The sequence below is a fragment of the Polyangiaceae bacterium genome (genome assembly GCA_016715885.1).
Taxonomy (GTDB): domain Bacteria; phylum Myxococcota_A; class Polyangia; order Polyangiales; family Polyangiaceae; genus Polyangium.
In genome coordinates, this window is record JADJXL010000020.1 from 1,120,595 (window position 1) to 1,141,630 (window position 21,036).

General features: G+C 62.7%; 21 protein-coding genes. 8 read left to right on the forward strand and 13 right to left on the reverse strand.

Annotation, left to right across the window (positions count from 1 at the left end):
• Positions 1–225: 225 nt before the first annotated feature.
• Positions 226–1,677 carry a hypothetical protein gene (locus IPM54_29960; GenBank protein ID MBK9264015.1) on the forward strand — a complete coding sequence of 484 codons (1,452 nt, stop codon included), beginning with the start codon at positions 226–228 and terminating at the stop codon, positions 1,675–1,677.
• 216 nt (positions 1,678–1,893) lie between these two features.
• Here IPM54_29960 and IPM54_29965 read toward each other — a convergent pair whose 3' ends face one another.
• The gene (locus IPM54_29965; protein ID MBK9264016.1) at positions 1,894–3,390 is read right to left on the reverse strand and encodes an MFS transporter; all 1,497 of its coding nucleotides are present in this window, start codon (positions 3,388–3,390) and stop codon (positions 1,894–1,896) included.
• 13 nt (positions 3,391–3,403) lie between these two features.
• Between IPM54_29965 and IPM54_29970 the strand changes: the two genes are divergently transcribed.
• The 3 genes from IPM54_29970 to IPM54_29980 all read left to right on the forward strand — a co-directional run bounded on the left by IPM54_29970 (position 3,404) and on the right by IPM54_29980 (position 7,134).
• Positions 3,404–4,810, forward strand: a complete 1,407-nt coding sequence (locus tag IPM54_29970) for a hypothetical protein (protein ID MBK9264017.1) — start codon at positions 3,404–3,406, stop codon at positions 4,808–4,810.
• A gap of 94 nt (positions 4,811–4,904) precedes the next feature.
• A complete protein-coding gene (locus tag IPM54_29975) occupies positions 4,905–5,990 on the forward strand; it encodes a hypothetical protein (protein ID MBK9264018.1) in 1,086 nt (361 codons plus the stop codon).
• 121 nt (positions 5,991–6,111) lie between these two features.
• Positions 6,112–7,134, forward strand: coding sequence for a sphingosine kinase (locus IPM54_29980; GenBank protein ID MBK9264019.1), 1,023 nt, complete (start codon positions 6,112–6,114; stop codon positions 7,132–7,134).
• 4 nt (positions 7,135–7,138) lie between these two features.
• On the opposite strand, the gene IPM54_29985 is transcribed toward IPM54_29980, so the two are convergent.
• From IPM54_29985 to IPM54_29995, 3 genes are all read right to left on the reverse strand, one after another.
• Positions 7,139–7,615, reverse strand: coding sequence for a hypothetical protein (locus IPM54_29985; GenBank protein ID MBK9264020.1), 477 nt, complete (start codon positions 7,613–7,615; stop codon positions 7,139–7,141).
• 160 nt (positions 7,616–7,775) lie between these two features.
• Positions 7,776–8,891 (reverse strand): hypothetical protein, encoded by a 1,116-nt coding sequence (locus IPM54_29990; protein MBK9264021.1) that lies wholly within the window; start codon positions 8,889–8,891, stop codon positions 7,776–7,778.
• A gap of 39 nt (positions 8,892–8,930) precedes the next feature.
• Complete coding sequence (locus tag IPM54_29995) at positions 8,931–9,302, reverse strand: response regulator transcription factor (GenBank protein MBK9264022.1); 372 nt, start codon at positions 9,300–9,302, stop codon at positions 8,931–8,933.
• Positions 9,303–9,470: 168 nt separating this feature from the next.
• Here IPM54_29995 and hrpB point away from each other — a divergent pair, with 168 nt between their 5' ends.
• Both hrpB and rpmB read left to right on the forward strand, forming a co-directional pair.
• Positions 9,471–12,041 carry an ATP-dependent helicase HrpB gene (hrpB, locus tag IPM54_30000; protein MBK9264023.1) on the forward strand — a complete coding sequence of 857 codons (2,571 nt, stop codon included), beginning with the start codon at positions 9,471–9,473 and terminating at the stop codon, positions 12,039–12,041.
• A gap of 126 nt (positions 12,042–12,167) precedes the next feature.
• Positions 12,168–12,392 (forward strand): 50S ribosomal protein L28, encoded by a 225-nt coding sequence (gene rpmB, locus IPM54_30005; protein MBK9264024.1) that lies wholly within the window; start codon positions 12,168–12,170, stop codon positions 12,390–12,392.
• 90 nt (positions 12,393–12,482) lie between these two features.
• Here rpmB and IPM54_30010 read toward each other — a convergent pair whose 3' ends face one another.
• The 9 genes from IPM54_30010 to IPM54_30050 all read right to left on the reverse strand — a co-directional run bounded on the left by IPM54_30010 (position 12,483) and on the right by IPM54_30050 (position 18,407).
• Entirely contained in the window at positions 12,483–13,520 is a 1,038-nt protein-coding gene (locus IPM54_30010; GenBank protein ID MBK9264025.1) for a hypothetical protein, read from the reverse strand.
• A complete protein-coding gene (locus IPM54_30015) occupies positions 13,517–14,248 on the reverse strand; it encodes a DUF72 domain-containing protein (protein MBK9264026.1) in 732 nt (243 codons plus the stop codon). Before IPM54_30015 ends, IPM54_30010 begins: the two co-directional genes overlap by 4 nt.
• Positions 14,245–15,528 (reverse strand): tRNA epoxyqueuosine(34) reductase QueG, encoded by a 1,284-nt coding sequence (gene queG / locus IPM54_30020; protein ID MBK9264027.1) that lies wholly within the window; start codon positions 15,526–15,528, stop codon positions 14,245–14,247. Before queG ends, IPM54_30015 begins: the two co-directional genes overlap by 4 nt.
• Positions 15,525–16,091: an RNA methyltransferase gene (locus IPM54_30025; GenBank protein ID MBK9264028.1), complete on the reverse strand. Its 567-nt coding sequence runs from the start codon at positions 16,089–16,091 to the stop codon at positions 15,525–15,527. Before IPM54_30025 ends, queG begins: the two co-directional genes overlap by 4 nt.
• Positions 16,088–16,822 (reverse strand): tRNA (guanosine(37)-N1)-methyltransferase TrmD, encoded by a 735-nt coding sequence (gene trmD, locus IPM54_30030; GenBank protein ID MBK9264029.1) that lies wholly within the window; start codon positions 16,820–16,822, stop codon positions 16,088–16,090. Before trmD ends, IPM54_30025 begins: the two co-directional genes overlap by 4 nt.
• Before the next feature lie 12 nt (positions 16,823–16,834).
• Positions 16,835–17,380 (reverse strand): 16S rRNA processing protein RimM, encoded by a 546-nt coding sequence (gene rimM / locus IPM54_30035; GenBank protein MBK9264030.1) that lies wholly within the window; start codon positions 17,378–17,380, stop codon positions 16,835–16,837.
• The gene (locus IPM54_30040) at positions 17,377–17,610 is read right to left on the reverse strand and encodes a KH domain-containing protein (protein MBK9264031.1); all 234 of its coding nucleotides are present in this window, start codon (positions 17,608–17,610) and stop codon (positions 17,377–17,379) included. The genes rimM and IPM54_30040 overlap by 4 nt, the downstream gene beginning before the upstream one ends.
• 37 nt (positions 17,611–17,647) lie before the next feature.
• Positions 17,648–17,902: a 30S ribosomal protein S16 gene (gene rpsP / locus IPM54_30045; protein MBK9264032.1), complete on the reverse strand. Its 255-nt coding sequence runs from the start codon at positions 17,900–17,902 to the stop codon at positions 17,648–17,650.
• A gap of 313 nt (positions 17,903–18,215) precedes the next feature.
• Positions 18,216–18,407: a hypothetical protein gene (locus IPM54_30050; GenBank protein MBK9264033.1), complete on the reverse strand. Its 192-nt coding sequence runs from the start codon at positions 18,405–18,407 to the stop codon at positions 18,216–18,218.
• Between the two features lie 142 nt (positions 18,408–18,549).
• On the opposite strand from IPM54_30050, the gene IPM54_30055 reads away from it, so the two are divergent.
• Both IPM54_30055 and IPM54_30060 read left to right on the forward strand, forming a co-directional pair.
• Positions 18,550–20,067: a DUF4350 domain-containing protein gene (locus IPM54_30055; GenBank protein ID MBK9264034.1), complete on the forward strand. Its 1,518-nt coding sequence runs from the start codon at positions 18,550–18,552 to the stop codon at positions 20,065–20,067.
• Positions 20,025–21,035 (forward strand): MoxR family ATPase, encoded by a 1,011-nt coding sequence (locus tag IPM54_30060; GenBank protein ID MBK9264035.1) that lies wholly within the window; start codon positions 20,025–20,027, stop codon positions 21,033–21,035. Before IPM54_30055 ends, IPM54_30060 begins: the two co-directional genes overlap by 43 nt.
• Position 21,036: the final 1 nt, after the last annotated feature.

Sequence of the window (21,036 nt, forward strand, 5' to 3'; positions counted from 1 at the left end):
CACGTCGACTCGCCGGTAACCCCCTCTGCGTCACGTAGGTGCCCATCCGTGTGCGCCAGGCAACGAACTTGTGGACACAGGTGCAAATCCGGACCCACCGGCATGTACACCTACCTCGCTCAGCTCGTCAGGATCCCCCCTACACGCAAGCGTCCCAATTGAAGACCCACTCTTGGGAAATCCCCCGACACACACCCACACATCCCGCATGTCAGCATCCATGTGATGCACCACACGGTCGTCATCTCCGACATCCACCTCTGCGAAGTCGAACCCGGCGCCGGCGCTTGGATGCGATATCGGCAACGCCCTTGTCTGCCAGACGCCGAAATCGGCCGGATGCTCGATGCCCTGTGTCAAAAGCTCGGCGCCGACCGCATGACGCTCATTCTGAACGGCGACATCTTCGACTTCGATGCCCCTCGCGTCATCGGCGGAGTCAGCGAATTCCACGACTTGCCACGCACCGCCGAACACGCCGTGCCCGCGATGGCCGCCATCCTCGACGATCACCCGCTCTTCGTCAGCGCGCTCGGCCGCATCCTCCGCCGAGGTCACGACATCGTGTTCATTTCCGGCAACCACGACGCAGCGCTCACCTTGCCCGAAGTCCGATCGCTCGTCACAGCACGCCTCGTCGACGCCGTGCTCGATGGAAACCCACCCTCCATCCGCGCTCGTGCCAACATCGTGGCGCGTATTCACTTTCGCGCCTGGTTCCACCTCACGCCGGACCAGATCCTCGTCGAGCACGGCCATCTGTACGATCCGTACTGCGCCTTTCGTTACCCGATGTTGCCGTACGTGGATGGTGCCAGGGAGATTGCGCCGACGATCGGGTCGATTGGCACGCGCGTGCTGGTCGCGCGCCTTGGTTACTTCAATCCGCACGTCGACCGTTCGTTCAACATGACGAAGCTTGGCTACGCGCGGCACTGGGTGCGCTACTACCTTTTCACGCGTCGATCGATCGTGTGGATGTGGATCTTCGGCATGACGTGCCTCATGTCGCGGATCGTTCGAGCGCGGCAGCGTGCGTGTCGCCAGCGTGCTCGTAGCAACATCATCGAGTGCGTTCGAGAGACCGGCGCGAGGCTTTTTGCCACGGCGAGGCACGCGCGATTGCTGCAGCCTCCGGCGGACGATGTGTACGGGATTGCGCGGGATCTGTGGTTCGATCGGGTGCTCGTGTTCATGAGCACGCTGGTGTTGAGCGTGTTTTTTTGCGTGAAGCAGGGTTTGCCGTGGGGGCTTCCGTGGCTGCTTTTGCCGCTGGCGGTGTTTCCGCTGTACAACCGTTTCGCTCCGAAGCCACGGCTGACCGAATCATGGGAACGCGTGACGGAGGTGATGCATCGCATCGCGCACGTGCATCGCGTTCGGGCGGTGATTTTCGGGCACACGCATCATCCGTTCGGCAAGTGGAACGATGGGGTGTTTTACGGCAACAGCGGGTCGTGGTCGGCGGCGGTGAGCACTGAACATGGGGAGCTATTGGTGAACGAGCGGCCGCTGATTTGGCTGACGACCGATGATGCGGGCAACGTGACTGGTGGGCTCTACGCATGGACGCGTGGCGTTTTCGAAGAACGCGTGACGCAGCCTCGACCCGCAACGGCGATGCCTCACGCGGCAGAGGCCGCGAACAACGTGCAGTTCGAACGGCAGGCAGTTTAGGTACGGCGTTCGATACGACCCCGGGGGGGTATGGGGGCTGTTTGAGACCGGACCTGGGCTTGGACGCTCGCTTCGCGCGCGTGGGACGCGCGCTTCGCGAGAGTTTTATTTACGATGGGGGGGCGCGCGGCTGGCCTCCCGGTGCTTTGGACTTCGTCCAAAGCACGGCCAGACGCGCCGCCCCCATACCCCCCCGATTCGAATTGAAGCCACGCCTTAGCGAGCTTCGTCGGCGCGCTTGGTCGGAACGAAGAACGACAGGATCATGCCGGGAATGGCCGCGGCAAACGCGATGAGGAAGAACGCGGGGAAGCCAACGCGCGCCGCGAGCTTGCCGCTCACGGTGCCCATGATGGTCGCGCCGACGGACATGAGCGCCGATGCGATGGCGAAGTGCGATGCCTTGTAAGCACCTTGGCAACTGCGCATCAGGTAGACCATGAGTCCCGCGGTTCCGATGCCCGCGACAAACTGCTCGATGAGAACGATGGCAACGATCGCGGTGAACGACGGTCGTGCATGAGCGAGCCAGGCGTAGAGCAGGATGGCGAAACCTTGAGCGAGCACGATCGGGCGGAGCGTACGTTCCAAACCCAGCCGTGACACGATCATGCCGCCGACCATGGCGCCTCCCACGGAAGCGATGGTGCCCCACGTACCGCTCACGATGCCGCGCTGCGTGAGTGACAAACCGAGATCCTTGAGAAAGGGCGTGCCCATGGCGAACATCAGCGCGTCACCTGCGCGGTACGTCAGGATGAACGCGAGGACGAGGATGACTTTGGGCTGCCGAAGAAACGATAGGAACGCGCGGATGAATGCGGCGAAGGCATGTTTGTCGGTACGCGCGGCTTTCGCAGGACGGGGCAGCAGAAGCGCGTGGCCGACACCGAGCAGGAGCATCATCGCAGCGGCTGCAAAGAATGCAGCTTTCCATCCGCCCGCGAGACCTGCGAGGACGACGAGGCCTCCTTTGCCCACGAGGAGCGCGATGCGATACGCACCAACGCGCAGACCGGAATAAGCGGCCTGGCGTTTGTCCGGGAGGGCTTCGAGGTAAAACCCATCGACGGCGATGTCTTGCGTCGCCGCCAAGATCGACACGGGGATGAGCAGCCATGCGACGGCTTTCAAGTCACCGACTTGTGCAGGCATGGCGATGGCGAAGATCACGAGAGCGAGCGCGATTTGGGTGCCGACGACCCATGATCGTTTGTGCCCGTAGTGATCGACGGCGGGGCTCCAGAGGAATTTGAAGTTCCACGCAAGCCCATAGAGCGACGTGTAACCGATGGCTGCGAGGCTTGCGCCGAAGGCCGTGAAGAGCTCGGCGCTGACCTGGTGCACGATCGAGTAAGGCAGGCCCTCGCCGTAATACGTCGACGCGACCCAGGGCACCGATCGAAGCCCGTTGTCCTTGCGTTCGCCGCTGTGTTCTCCGGAGTCTCGAGCGACCTCCGGCGCGGCTACGGGTGCTTGTTCCGATGCGGCGCTCGAGGGAAGAGCGGCCGAGTGTGTGAAGACCTGCTGAACACTGGTCACGATCCGAGGCCGTACTACATCGAGCTGCAAATGGCCCAGCTTTTGGCGCACTTGGGAATCTCGCGCGACGCGGCGCCAAGAGGTAGCGGTTTCGGGCCATCTCGGGTAGACGTGGAGTTTGCACGTCGGGCCACTGCTTGCGCGCTCGTGCGGCAGAGATCTCCACGGCATCGAGGGAACCGCGGTGAACGTCTACACACGACGCGAGGAAATGCGCTGGACGCTGGTGGCGCTGGTGGTCCTCGTGCTCACGACCGGTGGGTCGGTCGCACGGCTGATGACAGCGAAGGGTCCGCTCATCCCGGATCCGGCTGCGATCGCGTCTGCGAAGAACGCCGACGCGCGAGCGACGCAGGCGAAGTCGTGCAACCAGGCTGCGGACAAGTTGAACACGGAGGTTCCCCTTTTCCGTGCGTCGGCCAAGGCGGCGCGGCTCGCAGCTCCAGCGCCGAGTGCGCCGCTGCCGCGTGGTCGCAAGCCGCCGCCACCGAAGGAAAAGGAACCGGACATCGAGCTTGCGTGGCCGACGGCGATGCCGGCGTGGAAGCAAGCGAAGCTCTTGGCTCCATGTCGCGCGCAGCTCGAAGGCGTCGTCGAAGCGAATCCCGACACGACGAAGGCGTGGGATGCCGTGGCTGCGGCGGCGGCGATATCGCCTGGAGACGATCACAAGTCGCAAGTCGATGCTGCGCGGCAACTGCTCGGAGCGCTCGAAAACGCGCCGACCGACAAGCTGCTCGAAGCGACGAAGGCGGCGGAAGCGACGTTGAAGAAAGCGGCGGACGTCGAGGCAGAGAAGGCGAAGACCGCCAAGGTCCGTGAACCTTTGCCGCCGGGACTTTTGCCGCGACAACTCGCCATTGGGCTCGGCGTGCTCATTGGCGTCATCACGCTGCTAGCAAGTTTCCTCAGTGTGCGAGCTGCGGCGGCGCGGCGTTTGGCGACGCTCGTGCCTCTACGTGAAGCTGCGAAACAGGGCCAGCCTGGTCTACAAGCTGCGGCCATTCTCTCGCTTGCTGCAACGCACAACGGAGGCGAGCCGGGGCTTGTGTTTGGCGCAGGCTTGGGTGGACTTGCCGCGGCGATCGCGTTCCCGGTCGACGCGGACATCTTCGTGGCGGGCGTGATGGTGGGCCTCCTTCTGGGCCTTGGTATCCAGTGGTCGCTGCGCCTCTCGCAAGGTTTGTCCGCGTGGCGACGGCGTGCATCGGAGCTTGCTGAGATCGAGAAGCCGGCCACGCCGATCGTGCTCGTGCTGAGCGCCGTGCACCTGGGCCGCGAGGCCGAGTTTTGGAACTTCTTCAGCAACCTTTCGCCACCCGAGCAATCGAACACCGTCCTGCAGCTCGCGTCGCAGGCCGAGGAACAAATCCTCGCAGCGGCCGAAGCAAGCAACAGCATGCCTACGGCGCAGTTGCACGGCGGCATGCCTCCACAAGGCGCTCCTGGAGCCGCTCCGAGTGGTCCTGGCGGTTATCCGCAGCAGCCTGGATACCCGCAACAACCGGGGTACCCGCCGCAAGGTGGTGGATTCCCGCCGCAAGGTGGTGGTTTTCCCCCGCAAGGTGGCGGGATGCCGCCTGGTTACTGATTGCCCGCCCAAGCCGCTTTTCCCAGGCGAAATTCAACCGAAAAGCAATAAATTCGACGCTCCAACGTATCCATGGGAAGTGGAAACGACCCGGATGCGCTCTCTTCCCTTTTCCTCACGTGGGCTCGCTCGTTTCGCCGCGCTTCTTTCCCTCGTCACGGCCGCGTCGCTCCTACGTGCGATCCCCGCCGCTGCTGACGATCCGGCGCCTGCTGAAGCGGAAACGAAGCCTGCCACGGTCGTAACGACGCCAAGCGCGACCGATGCAGGCAGCACCACGACGGCGCAAGTTCCAAAAGCGGCATCACCTGAAGCGGCTTCACGGGCGCCAAAGAAATCAGCGCCTGCCAAGAAGCGTCGCGGCGGCATTCACCCGTGCATGACGCCCGACCCTGGCTTTGGTCTGTACGATCATTGGTCTAGCGCGCCGAGCGTCGGGCAAATGATTGCCCCTCGCAAAGGCGGCATCACCAAGAGCGGCGCATTCGACCTCGTCGTGCACTTCCACGGGCACGAACCCATCCGCAAAGAGTTTGTCAAGACAGCCAAGGGTGCGGTCCTCGTTGGCATCGACCTCGGCATCGGATCAGGCGCGTACGCGAGCGGCTTTGCTTCGCCTCACACGTTCACGCAGCTCATCAGCAGCGTCGAAGCGGCCATGGCGAAGAAGACGGGCAACAAGAAAGCCCACGTCCGAAAGATCGCGCTGAGCGCTTGGAGCGCGGGTTATGGAGCCATCGAACAGATTCTGCGACAGCCCGCGGGCAAGCGTATCGACTCCGTCATCTTGCTCGATTCGCTGCACACGGGATACACCGACGAGCGCGCCAAGACGCTGAAGACGGTGCAGATCGAACCGTTCATCGACTTCGCCAAGCAGGCGGCGAAGAAGCAAAAGTTCATGTTCCTGAGCCACTCGTCGATCATCCCGCCGGGCTACGCATCGACGACGGAAGTTGCGACGCACGTGATCGGCGAGCTTCGCGGAAAGCCGAAAAAGGCCAAGCGTGCCGACGTGTTGGGGCTCGATTTGATCCGCCGCTACGACAAGGGTGATTTCCACGTTCGTGGATACACGGGCGACGACAAACCCGATCACTGCGCTCACATCGGGCTCATGGCGGACATCATGCGCGTGCACCTCGAACCGCGATGGAAGACGCCTCGAGCGAAGAAGTGATCGAGCGAAGCGCGTAGATAGATCCACACTTCCGCAAAGGCGATTTCGCAGCCGATATGAAGGTATTTCGCACGTCGCGAAATGCTTGACGTCTCGTCACGATTCCGTCACGGATGGTTGCATGGCTGGTATTGGCGTCGTCCTGAATCCGCGTTCACGCCAGAACCGTCGTGACCCCGCAGCCGCTACGAGACTAGCGAAAGCGCTTGGAGATCACGGCGTCGTGCGCACGGCGCAAACGCGCGACGAGCTTGCTCGAATTGCGGAGGACTTTCGAAAACTCAAGATCGACGTGCTTGGCATCTCGGGTGGAGACGGCACGAACAACGTCACGTTGACTGGGTTCCTCGAAGTTTATAGTGACGAACCTTTGCCACCGATCGCATTTTTGCGAGGCGGCACGATGAACACGGTGGCCAACGCGATTGGCGTACCGAAGGGCCGACCCGATGGCCTGCTTGCGTCGCTCATCGCTCGGTACAACGAGCGCATGACGAATCCGCTGCGGGTCGTCGAGCGCAACGTGATGCGTGTTGGGGACAGGTACGGGTTCATCATCGGCACGGGCGTGATTCACAGTTACATGTCCGTGTATTACCAACATCCCGAGCCGAATCCGCTTCATGCGGCGAAGACGCTCTTCGATGCATGCAAGTGCGTGATGCTGCATCGGCCGACGCCGGTGGTGCAGCGTTGGGAAGGTCGTGTCGAGCTCCCCAATGCGACGAGTTTTCCCGACCGCGATTACCTGTGCATCGCGGCGGGTACGGTCGATCAGATTGGGCTCGGATTTCGGCCGTTTTACCGCGCCGATCATGTTCCGCATCACTTTCACATCCTGGGCATCCACACGACGCCTATCGGGTTCGTCAAGAAGCTGAAGGATGTTTGGCGCGCCAGACCCATGGGTGCCGATCACACGTACGAGTGCGTCGCCGACCACGCGATCCTGCACGGGCGCGATGGCGTCGTGCGGTACGTGCTCGACGGCGACATTCACGAACACCGTGGACCACTCGAGCTGCGGGCGGGTCCTCGCGTGAAGCTCGTGGTCGAGCACAAGCTTGGCTTCCGGCCGCTTGGCACCCGCCCACTTGCGCTTTCGCCGGCATCATCCTGGTCGCAGCGGAGCGACCCTTCTTGAGGGTCTACGCCTTCGGCATCTCGTCCGGGTCCATGTGGACCGTGACAAACGTTCCGTAGCTCATCACGGTCAAACTGTGATCATCCAGGATGAGCACGCGAATGGACTGCAGCGGCGATGGCTCCATCAGATCATCGTACGGATCGAACGGAGCATCCTCGGCAGCGGGCAGCATCGAGTTCAAGAACGAGCGCACCTCGCACCTGTGGCCAACCAAAATTGTCGTCCCGCAAGGCTCACCTTGTCGAAACAAGAGGTCGTGAGCCGATGCGTCCACGACGAGCACCGCCACGTCCGTGACATCGATGTCGCCCGTTGCGCACATCTCTTCCACGCGCGCGCAGACCACGCCTTCGAGGTTGCGGAACAGAGACAAGCGACGTCTTTGACCATCCGACAACGATGGATTGTCGAGAAAAACATCCATGCTGGCAGGATCTTCGGGGATCTCGTGTCTTTCTCGCTTGATGTTGTCGCTCATGGTGCCGATGTCGCGACGGGCTCGGCCTGCCGCATCCCCCTTCGGCGATGAAGCAATGCAGGAGCGTCGCCAACGAAGCGTGGCACCAAGGACGGCACCAGCGAGCGGGCTCTACGCAGGCCGTAGAGCTTGGGCGTGCGGCGTGTGACGAGCTTGCTCGTCAGGGTGTGTTGCTCAGCGCGGCGCGAACGTCGGTCTGGATCATCAGCCGCTGACCTTGCTGCTGCTGCGGGGACGTGAGCATCGATTGCATCACGATGTTGATCTGTCCCTTCGCGGGCAAGAACGGGTCAGGACCAACGGAGATTTCGCCTTTGCCCTGCGATTCGTACTTGTCGAGCGAAACCTGAATTTCCTTGGGCAAACCTGGCAAGCCGAACGCCGTGTTCGCCGCGTACTGACGCACGTCGAGCGACAGCGTCGCGGTCTTGTCCTCGACCTTCACGACCTTCGCCACGCGATAGCGCACGACATCCACGCCAGACGATCGTGCACGATCCGTGACCATCCAATACGCGCCCACACCCACGGGTTTGTCCGGTACAGGCACCGTCATACCCATGATCGCATCGACGAGGGAGGTTGCCAGGAGCTCGATCGTGTCGGACGACTTCTTCGGATATTCGATGGTCATGTCCGCCGGAACGCCTGCCGGCGTGAGCCGATAACGAAGGACGACGTCTTTTATGTTCGCAAGGTCGTCTCCGAGATCTCCACCGCGAAGCGGTTTTGCTTCGGCAATCTTCACCGTGACGGGAAGCGAGGTCGGCTCGGCGGGTTTGTCCGCGTCGTTGTCCTTGCCGGGCTTCTTTTCGTCCTTGGGTTTTTCGGACTTGAACACGAGCGCCACGGTGAGCGGCGTGAGCGCAGATTGGGCCGCGCGCACTTGCAAGAGCACCGTGGCTTTGCGTTCACCGCCAGGCGCGAACGTGTACGTCAAGGGAAGCTTCGGATCGCTGCCTTCAGCGAAGAGTTGAAGCTTGGGCGGTGCGGACGGTGCGTGCGATGCATCGGCTGCACCAGGAGCAAAAATGCCGTTTGCCGGCGGGCCTCCGTCGGCGTCGTTCTTCGGCTCCGCAGGGGCCGCCGACGCAGCGGCCGCAACAGCCTCGCCCAGCTTGCCACCGAGCACAGGGCCGGACATCGATGCATCCGCAGCGCCAGCATCGGCCGCCTGCGTATTGTTCCGCTTATCGTCTTCACATGCAGCGAGCGCAGTGGCCAATAGCAGCACGGCCATGCCTGCGCGCGGGGATACGTGCACGCGTTTCAGCATGGCGCACGATGTAACTCGTTTTGCCCGTGCTGTCAGGCGTTAGCGTCGAGAAGCCGCGATGCCCTGAATGACCTTGAGCAGTTCGAGAGGCCGAAACGGTTTGCCGAAAAAGTCCGTCGCACCGGCGGCTTTCGCCCGAGCACGAGACACCGAATCGTCCATCGCGCTGATGACGAAAATAGGCAGCGTCTTCGTGGCGTCCTGCGCTCGAAGACGTTCACACACTTGGAATCCATCGAGCTGACCGGGGAGCATGAGGTCGAGCAAGAGAATGTCGAACCGCTCCGCGGTGGCCAGCTCCACTGCCATCGCGCCAGTAGAGACGCCGACGACTTCGTGGCCGGACGAACCGACGAGTGTCGTGATCATCTGGCGAATGGCGTCCTGATCTTCGCAGACGAGCACTCGCATGGGTTTTACTCGCTAGGACCCCAACCCATGGGATCCGTTTCTTTCACCTCTTCTACATCGGCTTACCCCGACGGGCCAGATCGAGGCGCATCGTCAAAGTGTTTGACCGAACCACATGCGACCACCGCCTGGATTTTCCCGCACGCTAGGGCACGATCGCGCACCCCGATGCCGCTGCCGATCGAGCCCGTTTTGCCAGAAATCTGCGCAACTCTCGCAGAACGACGCCGCCTGGTACTCGAAGCTCCCCCAGGTGCAGGCAAGACAACCCGCGTTCCTCGAGCGCTCTTCGAACATGGCTTCGCCCACCAAGGAGAAATCCTGGTCCTCGAACCTCGAAGGCTCGCCGCTCGAATGGCCGCACGTCGCGTCGCGGAAGAGATGGGTCAGCGCGTGGGTGATTCGGTCGGCTACACGATGCGTTACGAGGACGTTTCGAGTCCCGCGACACGCATTCGATTCGTCACCGAAGGCGTCCTGACTCGCAGACTCGTGCGCGATCCGCTCCTCCAAGGCGTCTCCGTCGTGGTGCTCGACGAGTTCCACGAACGACACCTGCATGCAGACGTCGCGCTCGCGATGCTCGAACGCCTCACGCGAACGGCAAAAGACCTCGCCATTGTCGTCATGTCGGCGACGCTCGAAACCCGTCCCGTGTCCGTTTTTCTCGACTCACCCGTCGTGCAATCGATGGGGCGCCTTTTCGATGTGGACATCGAACACCTCGATCGCTCCGACGATCGGCCACTCGAATCGCAAATCGCATCGGCACTGCGGCGGCTCGTGCGTGAAGGCTTGGAGGGCGACGTGCTCGTGTTTCTCCCGGGCTCGGCGGAAATCCGCCGAGCAGCCGAAGCGCTGCGCCCCATCGCGGAATCCGAGCGCCTCCTCGTATTGCCGCTGCACGGAATGCTCACGCCGGCCGAGCAAGATCGCGCAGTGAAACCAGCATCCGACCGCAAGATCATCCTGTCGACGAACGTGGCGGAATCGAGCATCACGATCGACGGGGTCGTCGCGGTCATCGACAGCGGCTTGGCGCGCGTGGCGTCGCATGCTCCGTGGTCCGGTCTGCCGACGCTCGAGGTAGCGAAGATCTCGAAGGCTTCGGCGATTCAACGCGCTGGACGCGCTGGACGAACGAGGCCCGGGCGTTGCTTGCGCCTCTACACTCGAGGCGACTTTCAGGCGCGGCCCGATCACGAGACGCCCGAGATCCTACGCATGGATCTGGCCGAAACGTTGCTCGAGCTTTACGCGTCGAATGTTCGTTTGGACGAACTACGCATGCTCGACGCTCCACCTCGCGCCGCCATCGACGCCGCGGAAACACTGCTCCGGCGGCTCGACGCCATCGACGAAACGAGCACGTTGACGAAGGTCGGGCGGCGGATGCTGCGGTTCCCTGCGCATCCACGGCAAGCACGGATCATCGTCGAAGCGGAGTCACGCGGCGTTGCAGCAGAAGGGTGCACAGTGGCAGCGCTGCTCGGTGAACGAGACGTGAGCCTGGCAAGCTCGTCGTCGCGTCGTCACGGGCAAACGGGCATGCATCGATCGGATCTGCTCAGCGCGCTCGATGACGTGGAGCGCGCGCAAGGAGCATCGCCGGATCGTTTACGTTCGTATGGATTGGATCCCACGCGGGTCGCATCGGTCGAACGCGCATCGAAGCAGCTTCTGCGTCAGGTCGATCGACAAGCAGCGCCTCGCCCGCCGAACCCCGATGCTTTCGAACGCGCGCTGCTCGTCGCAACACTCGCGGGCTATCCGGATCGCGTGGGGCGCTTGCGTCGTCCCGACACGTCGACGGGTCGAAGCGGTCGCGAAGTGGTGTTTGCCTTTGGTGGATCTGCGGTGCTTGCAGACACGAGCGTGATTGGCGCGGAAGAGTTTGTCGTGGCAGTCGACGCGGAAGAACGGTCGGAAGGAACGAGAAACCGCGTGCTCGTGCGGGCTGCGAGTGCCGTCGAAGCGGACTGGCTGCTCGATTTGTTCACCGACGCGATCACCGATGCCGTGCGCGTTCGATGGAACGACGAGCAAGGTCGCGTCGATGTAACGCGGCAACTGGCTTACGGGAGCTTGGTGCTCGAAGAAACGCGCGTCACGACGTTCGACGACGATTTGTCACGACGCGTGGCCGAAGAGTTGGCAAAGGCGGCGTGCGCCCGGGGCATTGCAGCGTTCGTCAAGGGCGACGCGCTCGAGCGATGGTTTGCCCGCGTAAGGTTTGTCCAGAAGCACTGTCCCGAACTGGGTTTGCCGATCGCCGACGACGAGCTGCTCGAACGCGCAGTGCGCGACGCCTCCTTCGGTCGGCGCAGTTTTTCCGAGCTGCGCGAAGCCGATCTGGACGGGGCAATTCGAGCCACGCTCACGCCCGAACAAACGCGCAGCCTTCACGAGGCGGCGCCCGACGCGATCGTCCTACCTGGAGGAAGAAGGCTCTTGCTCGAATACGGTCCGGACGGGACGGTTTTGGCGTCGTCGCGCATGCAGGACTTTTTTGGGATGGCAGAGGGGCCCGTGGTCGCGAAAGGCCGCGTGCCCGTCGTGCTGCATCTGTGTGCGCCGAACCAGCGGCCCGTGCAGGTGACGACGGATCTCGCGGGGTTTTGGCAGCGACACTATCCAGCGTTGGCGAAGGAGCTTCGGCGGAAGTATCCGAAGCACAGTTTTCCGGACGATCCGCGAACGGCGCAGCCGCCGGCGCCTCGAGGTCCACGTCCGCGCTGAAAGGCGCCAACCACTTTTCAAAAAAGAGCGCCTGTTGTGCTTGACATATGCGTCTGCTTCCGCCACTTTGCCGGCCCCCGAGCGAGCAAAGCGCGCAAGCGAGCGCGTGGGCCATCCGAGGACGTCATGGCAAGAAGCGAGATCACTGGAAAGCGCAAGCTTTTGGCGCAAAACGTCTCCCACTCGAACATCAAGACGAAGCGCTGGCAGAACGTGAACATCCAGACGCGCCGTCTGTGGGTTCCCGAGCTGAAGCGGTACGTAACGCTGCAGCTCACGACGCGGGACATCCGCAACATCGACAAGCTCGGCGTGATTGCATACGCCAAGCGCTACGGCATCGCGCTGTAAAGAGACTTCGGTCAATCTGGAGTCATCTCGAAAACCGTTGCGAGCGCCCTGAACGACGATTCGGGGCGCAAGCAGCTTGCTGAGATGATTTCAGTCCGATTGCCCGGCGTCTTCGGTCGTTCTCAACGCCCGCGCATCACGCGCGTCGCGCAAGAGCGCCAAGACGGACCGGGCTTTCGTTTGTGCTCGTAAGTCTTCCAGCGTCGCGTCCGTCGGCCATCCTTCGATGACACCCGACAGCGTGCTCGCGTCCACGCTCGACTTACCGAGAAGCGCAATCGCTGCCGCCGCGCCTGCCCGCGTTGCAATCGCAATGGGAGCGCTCATGTCGAGCGCCGTGCCCGGTTTGGTGCGCGGAATCCCTCGACGCACGGGGTGAGCATGCATGCCGAGTACGAGGCCCAGCTCCGGAACGGGCAAGCCGTCTTCTCTGCGCGCGGGCACGTACGCGAGCGCTGCAACGAGCCCGCGACCATCACTTGCAAGGATGACGTCCGCTGGGGCGAATCTGCCAAGCGGCCCATCCCACGGCAGGCCCAGCACGGCGTAATCTGCGCCCATCGGCATCGACGTGGCGGGCACATCGTCGGGCAGCGCGCTGTCGAAATCTTCCGCGGTAAGGAGTCCACCCACGACCGGTCCTGCCGCAGCGAGCAGTGCTCCGACAAACTCTTCCGAACGCAGCACGGTTTGCCCCGACGCACCGAAGCGTCGCAGAAGTGCCGCACGAGCCGCCGCACCCGCATTTTCTGCGGCCGCAACACCCGGTTTGACCAAGTCGTTCAACCTCGAACGACCTCGTGATGCGTGCATGAGCGCCACGAAGCCAAGCGATCGCGGAACACCCACGCGCGCCGCTCGAGGCACTTCCGCTTCGGTTTTGAAACCGCGAGGTCGAGCGGTGCCTTTGCCAGGTTGAAGCGCGCGGCCATCGAGCACGCGCGCCCCCGCTCCCACACCCGCAACGATGGCCACGACGGGCGCGAGGAGCACGCCAGCCTCGGCCCCCGCATGCGCCAGAAAGCCCGCAATCACTGCATCCGCCGCGGTGCCGACATTGTCGAGCGCCGCGGAAGCCGCTTGTGCAGCGGCCGTGTTACTGGCGATTGCAAGCGCACCGCGAATCACTGTTCTTCATCCTCTGCAACGAGAGGCCGAGGAATCGCGGTAGCCGCAGGATTGATGATGCCCGACTCACGTGCGGGATTCTGACGTGCAAGGGCCGCCACGAGGCCACTCTTGACCCGAAGCGCGGCACCTCGTGTGCCTTCGAGAACGACGAAGACTTCACGCCTCCCGTGAATGCGACGTGCAACTCGTTCGAGTGCCGCTGCGCTGGGCGTCGTCTGCGCGCCGAGCGCACGCAGACGCGTGTACACCACCTGGCCGCTGGCCGGCTCGTCACGAGAAGCATCGAAGACCGGAAGCGCACCCGCCGAGCGCGCCGTGTCGATGACGTCTTCGCGCTCCCACATGCCGTGTGGCTCCCAGAACCGCAACGTGCCTTCGGGCGGAATGCGCGCAAAGAGCGCGGCAATCTTCTTGCGATTGGCAGCCGTGGGGCGAATCTCCGCGGGCGTCACGAGCACGATGCACCGCGCTTCGATCACCGTCGCAACCTCGAGCGACTTCGCAAGCGCGTCATCGACGAGCTTTCCCGACCCGAGCTCCCCAACCACGCGTGGCAACACCACGCTGAACACGAACGTTGGTGCCGTCGCCTTGCGCCAACGACGGAGCCCACCCGTCGCGGGAAGCGACGTATCGACCGGCCGCAGTTCGACCAGATCCAGATCGGACTGGTACTTCTTGATGTCGCCGGACAGAGCGTGAAGACCTACGTGCAGTCGAGTCATGCCGGCGCTCTCTTTACACGAAGTCGAACCGGCTGGTCGGTTTCGTGCGTAGATGCTTGATTTACCGGGAATTTCGCACCCTGAATCGACACATTTGTAGCTTGGACCACATTCTCAACCGCACGAGCGCCCGAATCGTCGGCGTGTTCGTCGAGTTTGTCTTGATGAACTGCTGAACGAGTCTCCAGGATGCGTTCGAGGGCAGCGTGCCCCACCTCGCGCGCTGCGGGATCGTCGTGCGCTGCAGCAGCCTCGATCGTGCGCCAAAGCTCCATCGCGTCGGGATCACCCGGATGTCGCTCGAGATGCTTCGCTGCCACCAGGGCCGCGTTGCGCGCAAGCCCTCCCCTGCCCGCGCGCGAAAGAGGCGTTCCCTGCGTTTGTCGAGAAAAAGTTTCCTCGTCCATCGAAGCAAACTCGGACAAACGCGTGCCCGTCCACCTTTCGAGGGGACGAAAACCTTCGGTGCGATCCGCCGAGGGTGGCGCCGTTCGATTGTAAGGACAAACCTCCTGGCACACGTCGCATCCAAAAAAGTGGTCGCCCACGGCATCGCGCAGGTCCTCGGGTGGAGCCCCCGAATGTTCGATGGTGAAGTACGAAATGCACTTTCGCGGATCGAGCACGAACGGCGCGGCAAATGCCTGCGTGGGACACGCGTCGAGGCACCGCGTGCACGATCCACAACGCTCGGTCATGGGCACGTCGGGCACGAGCTCCAGCGTCGTGACGACTTCACCAAGCAGCATGAAGCTGCCCTTGCCAGGCGCGATGACGATGCCATTTTTTCCGACAAACCCGATCCCGGCGCGCATGGCAAACGCTCGCTCCATGATCGGTTCGACATCACAGAGGGGCCTAGCCTCGACATCCGGACCAAGTCCCCGGATGAACGCCGCCAGCTTGCGCACTTTCTTGCGAACGAACCCGTGATAGTCCTGCCCGCGCGCGTAACGCGCGATCAAGCGCGCAAGAGGCGGATCGTTTTTCTCGGCCTCGGCCGAGCGTGCATAAACTTTGCCCAGACAAACGACACTACGCGCTCCTTCGAGAATGAACGGCGTATCGAGCCTTCGCCGAGCCTCGACGTGATCGGCCAAGTACTGCATCGAGCCGTGCATGCCCGCATCGATGAACGCTCGGTAACGTTCATGTTCGATGCCCAAAGGTTCGTCCGCACGAGCTACGCCGACGACGTCGAACCCAAGCTCGAACGCCCTTTGCCGGATACGTCGATCCGCTTCGATGTCGGCCAAACGGACTACCTCCCGCTCGATCAGCCGAAGAGTCGGTCGAGCACGATCGCGCAGGCAGCGCGCACACTGAGATGGTTGTAGCCCGAATCAATACGCGCGTGTATCGGTGCAAGCCGTACATCCGCCGAAGAAACGAGCTCTCCAGCGAGCCCCCACCCCGTTCCAAACGTGATGAGCACGGGTTTGTCCAACTGCTCCATACGAGCTCGAGCGTCGGAATACGCCGTGACGGGACCGCGACGCGCAGACGCGGCCGTCGTCCAAAGCTCGATGCCAGCCCGTCCCGCATCACCACCCAGCGCCCGATAGACATCTTCCAGGCTCGGCACGATGCGCAACACTTCGAGTGCATTGGCTCGATCCGGAATGCGCCGCTTGCCCGATCCTTCGACCCAGTGATCGCGAATGCGCTCGGCAAGCAGCCTCTGCGCTTCGACCGGGTGCACGACGAAAAGCTCGTGAACGCCATACGTACGAGCGCTCCGCGCCATGTCGTGCAGGTCGAGGTTCGTAATCGCGGTCGTAACGACTTCGCCTGCTCGATCGAGCACAGGATGATGAACGAGCGCGAGGGCGACACGAGTCACGATTTCTTCCGATCTGCGCGCATTTCCAGCGCACGAGCATACAAGTCCGGCCGGCGCTCACGCGTGCGAGCTTCGGCCGCCTCGCGCCGAAACGCCTCGATCGCTGCATGATTTCCGCCCTTCAGCACGTCGGGCACGTTCATGCCGCGAAACGTCTCCGGTCGCGTGTAGTGCGGATATTCGAGCAGCCCATCGAGCGCCGTGCTGTGCGATTCGTGCATCGCCGAATCCGCACTTCCAAGCACGCCTGGCAAAAGACGAGAACACGCATCCACGATGGCCATCGCGGCAACTTCGCCGCCTGCCAAAACAAAATCCCCCAGCGAGATCTCTTGATCGATGAACGCATGTACACGTTCGTCGAAGCCTTCGTACCGGCCACAGACGAGCACCAGCCACGGCCGCTGCACGAGCTCTTCGACGCGGCGTTGGTCGAGCACCTGGCCGGTCGGAGAAAGCAGCACGCGATGCGGCACCGCATTCGGATCCTGCGCCGTTCTTTGAGCGACAACGGATTCCATGCACGCCACGACGACGTCGACGCGGATCACCATCCCCGAACCTCCGCCGTACGGTGTGTCGTCGACGCTGCGATGTTTGCCCAGGCCATGCTCACGCAGGTTCCAGCACGCTACGTCGAGCGCGCCGTCGCGCATGGCGCGACCCACCATTCCGGTCGAGAGAAACGGCGTAAAGAGCTCAGGAAATAGGGTGATGATGTCGCAACGCATGGACAGCGTCGTTCATTCGAGCCCCTCGATCGTCACGAGGTGAACGACCCCCGCGTCGGTATCGACGGACTGGACAAACGGATCGAGCAGCGGAATTTCGAGTTTGCCAAGCTGACCGCGGTCGACGGTGAGCACGTCGCATGTCGGATACGACACGAGGCCCGTGACGCGCCCGACGACTTCGCCCGAAGGGAGAACGGCTTGCGCGCCTTCGACGTCGCATGCGTAAAATTCGCCTTCTTCGAGCTCGGGAAATTCGTCACGAGGTACGGACAATTCAGCGCCGCGCAAAGCTTCGGCGTCGTTGCGATCGTTTGTCTCGGTGAACTTCACGAGCAGCCCGTTGTTCGTGGGACGAGCGAACTCGATCTCCACGAGCCGCTCCTCGCCTTCGGGCGTGCGCAGCCGAATGGTAGGCTTTTGCGAGAAGATGTCGGACTGCTCGTGGTAGAGCTTGAGACGCACTTCGCCGCGAATGCCGTGGGCGCGTGCGATCTCCGCGACGGGGACGAACCGCCGCGAGGTCGAGTTTGTCGGGGTAGGGCGACGCGAGGTCAATCGCAGATATCGAGGAAGGCGCGGGTGCCGGCCTTGTGGGCAGCGGCATTGACGAGCGCGCGGATGGACTGCGCAGTGCGGCCGTCTTTGCCGATCACTTTGCCTATGTCGTCGCGCGCAACGGAGAGCTCGATGCGAGGAAAGCGGTCTCCGGTGACTTCCCGGACCTTCACTTGGTCGGGGTGATCGACGAGCGCTTGCGCGATGAGTCTGACGAGATTGACGAGCATCGCGGGTGCCGAAGAGGACGCAGTCACCATGCTGGTACTACTTTGCCACCGTCGCAGCGACGACGTCGGGACGCTTCAGGAGCATGTCGACGGTGTGCGAGGGCAATGCGCCCTGGTCGCGCCAGTGTTTCACGCGTGCGCTATCGAGACGGATTTCGTTGCGCCGCGGATCATACGTGCCCAAACGTTCGATGAACCGACCCCCGCGAGCAGCGCGCTGATCGGCAACGACGATTCGGTAAAACGGGGTCTTCTTCGTGCCCGCCCGTGCGAGGCGGATATGAACGGCCATCGGTAAACCTCGAACCTTTTCAATGGATCCGGCAAATGCCGGGGCTACGACGCGCTCAGCCGAAGCGGCGGCCCAAGAAGGCAGCGCCGTAGGGAGTCACGGGGCGCGAAAGGTACGCAAGACGGTGCGGGCGGTCAAGGCCACCCGTGAGTTTTTCGTAGCTTTCGGCGCACGTTTGTCGAAAGGCCCCGTCCGGATGTCCGGGGGGCGTCGTGGAAAAGCGCATGCGCCATCGCAGCGAACGGTCACGCGCTGGTCTATGTTCAGATTGTCTTGGTTTGTTTGGTTTGGAGTTACGTGAGATTCAGCCGAGTCAAACGATGTCCAGGATGATCACGCCGCGATTGGGGTCATCGTCGTCCTGAGCTGGTGCTGGGCCTGTTGGCCGTCGCGGAGCGGGATACCGTTCAATCGGCAATTCCAGACGTGGGCGGCTCTCCTCACGCTGGCGGCGATCCCTCTCTTCACGTTGCCGTATCTGCTCGATAATGAACGGAGGTAGCATCTGAACTCCTCCACCGCGCTAGAGTGCCGTCGCCCGAAGTGAACGGATTGGAACATCATGCGCCCGTTCACGAGTCGAATCTAGCAATGCAAGTAGCGGGGTCAAGCTTATCGCCCGGGACAGGGTTATGCTCCGCGCCCTCATGACGCATCACGGCGCCCGAGCGCCCTGGAAAGCGCGCCGAATCGGCAACATCTCACGCTCGCACGTCCACGACGCGATGTGCGCGCGCATTGCATCGCGCCTCGTTGCCATCGCACTTCTGCTCGCTTTCGTCACGCAAGCTCGGGTCGCGAAGAGCGACGCGTTCGACATCTCCGACACATCCTGGGAAGGCTGCTCCGAACTCTACAACCTCGCCACGAGCGAGCTCGGAAGCGATCGCGTCAAGGCCGTCGCCGTCCTTGATTGGAGCACCATCACCGCCAACGACGGCGTCCTCGTCCTGCACCCGCTCCAAAGCATGGATCCCGAGGAAACCGAGGCGTTCGTTCGAGCGGGCGGAAGGCTTGCGATTGCGGATGATTATGGCCGCGGCGAAGAAACGCTGAGACGTTTCAGCATCGAACGAACGACGCTGCCCACGCGTCCGGTGCAAGCGCTGCGCAACAAGCCGCAGCTCGCCATCGCCGAACCCGTGCTCGTCGACGAAAAAGGTCAACCCACGGGCCCGCATCCTGTCGTCGCAAACGTGCAGCAGTTCGTGACGAACCATGGGACGGGACTTCGTTCTGCCAAACGCCTCACGAGCGTGCTCGAGATCCGCGCCGTTGGAGAGACTCCTGTGTCCGTGGCTCTTGCCGGCATGGTCGATTCAGGCCGCGTATTCGCGCTGGGCGATCCCTCCGGGCTCATGAACCAAATGTTGCGCTACCCCGGAAATCGCGCGTTTACCCAAGCCCTCTGTCACTACCTCGTCGATGAAGACGCAGGCAAACGTCACGGGGGCAAACTCTACATCGTCGCCAATCGTTTCTCCGAAGTGAGCTCGTTCAGCGGCAACGATTCGCTTCGAAAAGACCTCGAGTCACAGGCCCGAGCACTGGCCGATGCGCTCGCCGAAGCTCGTCAAAACGGAGCGCCGGCTGGTCTGCATTGGGCGATTGCACTCTTCGCGCTGCTCGGGATCGGTGCGTGGGTCGTACGTGCTGCATCGCGCCCGTACAAAAGTCCAAACCCCAGGTTTGCCCGCCCGACGCCGCTCGTCGCGCAAGGAGGCGTTGCCGGCCGCTTTGCACTGCTGTCTGCGCCTTCATCACCGCCGAGCCTCGTGCTGCTCGAACTGAAAAGCGCCCTCGTCGAAGCGCTCGGGCAAAAGCTCGGCACGCCCGTCGAACCGTCGATGGAGGCCATTCTGTCGGCCGCTCATCGTGCGGGAACGCTTGACGACGAAAGACGCGCAGCGTTGAAGGAAGTCCTGGCTACGATGCACAAAGCCGAATCTTCGATCGTCGCAGGCAGGCCCACGTACGTGCCTCGCTCCATGCTGAGCAAGGCGGCGTCGGTCGTGCGCGACGTTCTTCATGCGGCAGGCGGCATCACGCCAGCGCCTCTCGGCAACGAGCCCGAATCTGCTACTCGTTCCGCTACCGTGCCCGTAAATTCGCCGGACAAACCATCCACCACCGTTCGTCCTGCCTCAGAGGAGAGCTCCCCTTGACCCAGGCCGTTGCCATCGAGGAGATCAGTGCCGCCAAAGACCGACTCGACTCGCTCAGACGCGAAATCAGTCACGTCTACATCGGCCCTAGTCGCACATTGGACCTCATGCTCACCGCCCTGCTCGCGCAGGGCCACGTCTTGCTCGAGGGGGTGCCCGGAGTCGCCAAAACGACCCTCGTGAAAGCCTATGCATCCGCACTAGGTGCATCGGTCCGGCGCATCCAATTCACGCCCGACCTCCTGCCTGCAGATATTACGGGTACGTACGTTCTGTCGCCGAAAGACGGAACCTTTTCGCTCAGGCCAGGACCGATCTTCGCCAACGTGGTGCTCGCCGACGAGATCAATCGTGCACCCGCAAAGACGCAGTCCGCGCTGCTCGAAGCGATGCAAGAGCGGCAAGTGACCATCGAAGGTGACCGATTCGAGTTGCCCGCGCCGTTCATGGTGCTCGCAACGCAAAACCCCATCGATCTCGAGGGAACCTATCCGCTCCCGGAAGCGCAGATCGATCGGTTCCTCGTCCGTGTGAGCATCGGCTATCCAACGGCCAAAGACGAAGTCGCGATGCTTCGAACGCACAATGCCGATCCGCCGAAAGCTCGAGCGATCCTGACGGTCGAGCAATTGCTTTCACTTCAAAGCATCGCGCGACGCGTTCACGTCGACGACGACCTGTACGAATACGCCGTGGGGCTCACGTCGTTCACACGCTCGCATGCCAAGGTTCTTCTCGGTGCGTCACCTCGCGCAACGCTCGGGCTCATTCAAGCCGCCAAGAGCGCAGCCGTCATCGCTGGACGGCCGTTCGTCACCCCAGACGACGTGCGCGGCGTTGCGTCATCCGTCATCGGTCATCGTCTCGTGCTCGTCCCGGAAGCCGAAGGCGACACGCGCGCTCGGGATGCCGTCGTCGAAGACGCGATCTCTCGAGTTACCTACCGGCGCGCGGTGCGAGCAGTCTAGC